General features: G+C 44.0%; 1 protein-coding gene. It reads left to right on the top strand.

The window, feature by feature from the left end; translation table 11 throughout:
• Positions 1–408: 408 nt before the first annotated feature.
• Positions 409–5,165, top strand: a 4,757-nt coding sequence (locus N4310_RS07435; protein ID WP_262092682.1) for a DUF1542 domain-containing protein, incomplete at its 3' end; no start/stop codon positions are given.

Raw genomic sequence — 5,165 nt, 5'->3', positions numbered from 1 at the left:
TCCTTTTGTTTGTGGTGAACAACAAGTATAGCACGGAGGTGTTTTCTTATACCTTACAAAAGGATTTCATTTGACAACAGGGACTTTTGAAGCTGTTTTGAGGGCTAAACCTATTATCAAATGAAATCAGACAACTCATCAGAATGAGTTCTAGCCCTTATCTAGCAGATAGGATGGGTGGCTAGTTTCATTTTAAAATTTTTGATCACTTCATTTATTTTGTTTTTTTGAAAAAAAGTAAGAGATGTTTGGATAATGGAGGATATTGTGAGATAATAGAATTGACTTAATAGTGGCCTGTATTTAAGGTAGCTATAGGTTGTAATCATTTACTATTTAACAAAAAGAAAGGAGTCAAAGGTAAAAAAATGCTTTGTTTTTTTACAATGTTAGCACTAGGAGGTAAAAATGCATAATAGAAAATCGAAATTCCCTTTTGAAAAACGGCAGCGATTCTCGATTCGAAAATTTAATGTAGGCGTTGCCTCAGTGGCAATATCTGCATTTTTATTGATGGGAGGAGCTGTTTCTGCTGATGAGATCAAGTCCAATGAAACAGAAGAAAGTAATGTTGAGGTTGTTACAGCTTCGCTTCCCCCATCGATAGAGAACGAGGTTAGTAGCTCTCAGGAAGAAACAGTGTCAGCTGCAACTGAGGAACAAAGTTCTGCAAAGGAAACGACACTAACAGTTGAAGAAGTAGCGCAACCAGAGGAAGTTGTGAAAAAGGAGCAAGAGTCAAGGGCTAAAGAAGTTGTTCCTGCTCCAAAAAAGGAATCACAACCAGTTACCCAGTCGCTTCCTACAATTAGTAACTCTCAAGCAGAAGAGACTACAATTCCTTACACGGTGGTCTATGTTGATCAGGAAACGGATGCAGTTGTTAAATCTGAAGAGAAAACAGCTCCTGCTAAGTTAGATACAAAGACACTAGTGACAGAAGAAGCGCAGATTCCAGAAGGATATGAGTTGGTCCAGGGACAAGATCTCCAATTGACGAAAGAAATTCATCAATTACAGAAAAATGTTCTTTCTTTTGCCTTGGTTAAAAAGAAGGATGAGTTTTCAGAGGAGCTTGATCAGGAAGCTGGGATTCAACGGAAATCTGGATTCCGGAATACTGGGACGACAAGCACAAATCCGGATCGAAATTTTGAAAAATATCGGACAGGAAGTGTTAGTCGTTTAGCAGGACAAATAGCCTTTTTGGATTTCAACGATCGTACCGCTTTGTCAAATGTTGGCCCTAATAACACACTGCAAGTAGGAACGAAATTCGTTAAAGAAATTGCTCCAGGCTATACGATTACACTAGAAGTAAAGAGATTACGTCCTTTTAATGCAACTGAAATCTATAGAGATCGAGGTGGCAAGCACTACAATGCTCAGGCTAAGAATGCTGTTTTGAGTAGTGGAGCAGCAGCCTCTATCGTACTGTCTGAACAGCATGGACTTTACTCATCTGCTAGACGAGCTGGTTTGAATACAGGCGGACGTACAGTTATTGAGTCCTCTGTCAATGGAGCCAATGTAGGGGTCGAGTTTTCTGTTAAGGCGACTTTAAATGGTCGAGATGTGCCTGCGAACGTCGTGATGATGACAGGTGAGGAACCGAATAGAGATGAATTAGAGCTGTATACAACTGATGGCGATAATTTTGAACTGTTAACAGAGTTGTCGAATAATTCTACCGTTCGTTCCTATTTGCCGAATGCGGATCCAAATGCAGTCCCAAGCAATGCTAAGTATACGGAACCTGGTTTTTGGTCGAACAAAACATATATGGATCCAGGTTGGGTAAATCCAGTTATTCCGGCTACCCAGCGAGTAAGCGAGAATCAGGGACGAAGATATGGTGATGGGATTGGCTCGAAGGTTTTTGGACCAATCTATACGGGAAGTGATCAATCCGTACCAGTTGTCCTAACTCGGAATGCACGTAACGTTGGTGTCTATCTGAACTCTGCAGGGAAGCAGGGAGCAATGTTGGGATTCCTGATTGTAGATGCTGGAGATGCTCCAAGTAGCTATGGTGAGGCGACCCATACGATTTCTAAGGGAGCAAACCAGTCCTTACAACAGCCGTATCTAGGTCAAACTCCTCCAGATATCGATATTCGGACAGCTTCTGATGTGGATTGGACTAGTGATGATACTAGTGGTAGTGGAGATGAAGGAACTGCTCAGCTCCTAGGAACTGACCCGATTATTGATAAGGATGGTAATAATACAGGTGGAAACTATCCTTTGCAAAAGGCTGGTGACGATACTTATCAATTAACGGTACTGGCTAATAATAACGGGACAGCTCCGGCTTACGCTCGTGCCTTTATTGACTTTAATGGTGATGGTAAATTCGATGAAGAAGCTGAAACTTCTGCGCCTGTTCGTGTAACTGGAGAAGGGCCTGTAACTTTTACATTTAGAGGGATTCCTCAGAACATTGACACGACGCAAGTAGCTTTGGGAGGACGTGTCCGCATTGCTCTAGATGAATCGGATGTTCAAAAAGCGACAGGTTTTGCTTACTCCGGTGAAGTAGAGGATTTCCAAATCCAGCAAACAATTCCTCCTCGTGGTGTCAAGAAGGAAACTAGTGGTCCAAAAGGTCAAGAGCAAACTGCACAAGTGACCTTCACTGCTTATGGAAAACGTTCTTACGATGTTGCCACAGATAATGAACTGGACACAGCTCGCCCATATAAATTTATTGTTAATGGTCAAGTTAGTGATGAAACAACCCTGACTGTCCCTAATGAGGGAAGCTATCAATTAAATCCAACGACTGGGAACATTGTCTTTACACCAGAACCTGATTTTGTAGGGACTGCTAAGGGTGTAGCCGTTCGTGCTTGGGATAAGAATGGAGCTCATACCGGTTGGACTGCAGATACGGCAGTGAATAAGCTGGTTAATACGAACCAAGTTGACGGTAAAACGATGGACTCGTCCTACATTCCAACTGTTGTAATTCCAGAACTCAATACGGAAGATAAAGCAACAAGCGGTCTTCAAGGACAAGTCCAGAAAGCAACTTTGGTACATAAACGTAGTAATGATCAAGAGGAAGTGAGACCAAGCGCTCAATATCCCGTTAAGTTGATCGATCCAGCAACGAATGAGCGCGTTGATGCTGTGACAATTCAAGGGCAAGGGGCTTATCAAATTAATCCGGAAACCGGTGAGATCACCTTCACGCCGGAGAAGAGCTTTACTGGGAAAGCGACAGCTATTTCGGTAGAATTGGAAGCACCTGTTGGAACAGATAGAACGGGCACTCCTGTTCTTAAGGTAACACGTGGGACTTATACTCCGACGGTGAATGAGGTGACACCAACTGGCTCAACAGAAAGAACAACTGGAGAGCAGGGAGTGGCGCAATCCGCACAAGTGACTTTCCAACCGGGTCATGAAGAGGTTCCACTTGATCCATCTGTTCCAGTTACATTTGAGGATGGTAGTACTACAAAGACCCTAGCTGAAGGAGAATATTCTTTAGCAGAGGACGGAACTGTAACCTTTACTCCGAAACCAGATTTTGTTGGTGAAGGAACAGAGTTGTTCGTTATTCGGAAAGATATGAACGGGACCATTGCTCGAGGAAGTTACAAAGCGACAGTTACACCAGATACGGAAAAACCGACACTTGACTCAGTCGCTGATCAAACGGTATCTAAGGGCGATTCACTGACGGTTCCTATAACGGCAAGTGATAATATTGGTGATCCAACTGTGACAGTAGATGGTCTTCCGGAAGGCTTGAGCTATGATCCTGCTCGTAAAGAGATTGTAGGAACAGTTTCAGCTGCCCAGGGTGATTATCCTGTTACAGTGACTGCTACGGATGCGGCTGGAAATACGACGACTCAGCAGTTTACAATCCATGTGACCGATAAAGATAATCTACAGCAAGCAGTTGATGGTCAATCAGATGTGACGCAGACGGACAATTATGTAGAAGCGGATTCTGATAAGAAGCAAGCTTATGATGAAGCTGTAAAAGAAGCAGAAACGGTGCTGGCAAATAAGAAGGCTAGTCAAGCTGACATCGATGAAGCTAAGGCTAAGGTTGATGCCGCTAAAGCGAATTTGAATGGTCAAAAGAATCTTCAAGATGGGGCAAATCAAGAACTCGATGAAGCAGCTAATGCCAAGAAGGCAGCAATTGATGCCCGTGACGATCTGACTCAAGAAGAGAAAGATGCGGCTAAAGCACAGATTGATAAAGTTGTTGAGGATGCCAAGAAGAATATCGCAGCTGCAACAGATAAGGCTACAGCAAATGATGCTAAGAATGTAGGTACAAATGCAATCACAGCAGTTAATCCAGAAGCAGCAGCGAAACCAGCAGCCAAAGAAGCTATCGACAAGGCGGCAGCGGATAAGAAGGCAGCAATTGATGCCAATAATGATCTAACTCAAGAAGAGAAGGATGCAGCTAAGGCCACAGTTGATGCAGAAGCTGACAAGGCTAAGGCAGCAGTCGATGCGGCTACCGACCAAGCGGGTGTTGATGCGGCTAAAGACTCTGGTACAGGTGAGATTGCTAAAGTTAATCCAGAAGCAGCAGCGAAACCAGCAGCCAAAGAAGCTATCGACAAGGCAGCAGCGGATAAGAAGGCAGCGATTGATGCCAATAATGATCTAACTCAAGAAGAGAAGGATGCAGCTAAGGCCACAGTTGATGCAGAAGCTGACAAGGCTAAGGCAGCAGTCGATGCGGCTACCGACCAAGCAGGTGTTGATGCGGCTAAAGACTCTGGTACAGGTGAGATTGCTAAAGTTAACCCAGAAGCAGCAGCGAAACCAGCAGCCAAAGAAGCTATCGACAAGGCAGCAGCAGATAAGAAGGCAGCGATTGATGCCAATAATGATCTAACTCAAGAAGAGAAGGATGCAGCTAAGGCCACAGTTGATGCAGAAGCTGACAAGGCTAAGGCAGCAGTCGATGCGGCTACCGACCAAGCAGGTGTAGATGCGGCTAAAGACTCTGGTACAGGTGAGATTGCTAAAGTTAATCCAGAAGCAGCAGCGAAACCAGCAGCCAAAGAAGCTATCGACAAGGCAGCAGCGGATAAGAAGGCAGCAATTGATGCCAATAATGATCTAACTCAAGAAGAGAAGGATGCAGCTAAGGCCACAGTTGATGCAGAAGCTGACAAGGC

The sequence above is a fragment of the Streptococcus danieliae genome, from assembly GCF_025447695.1.
Taxonomy (GTDB): Bacteria; Bacillota; Bacilli; order Lactobacillales; family Streptococcaceae; genus Streptococcus; species Streptococcus danieliae.
Note: the sequence above shows the minus strand (reverse complement) of the source record. Positions and strands in the feature narration are given on the sequence as shown.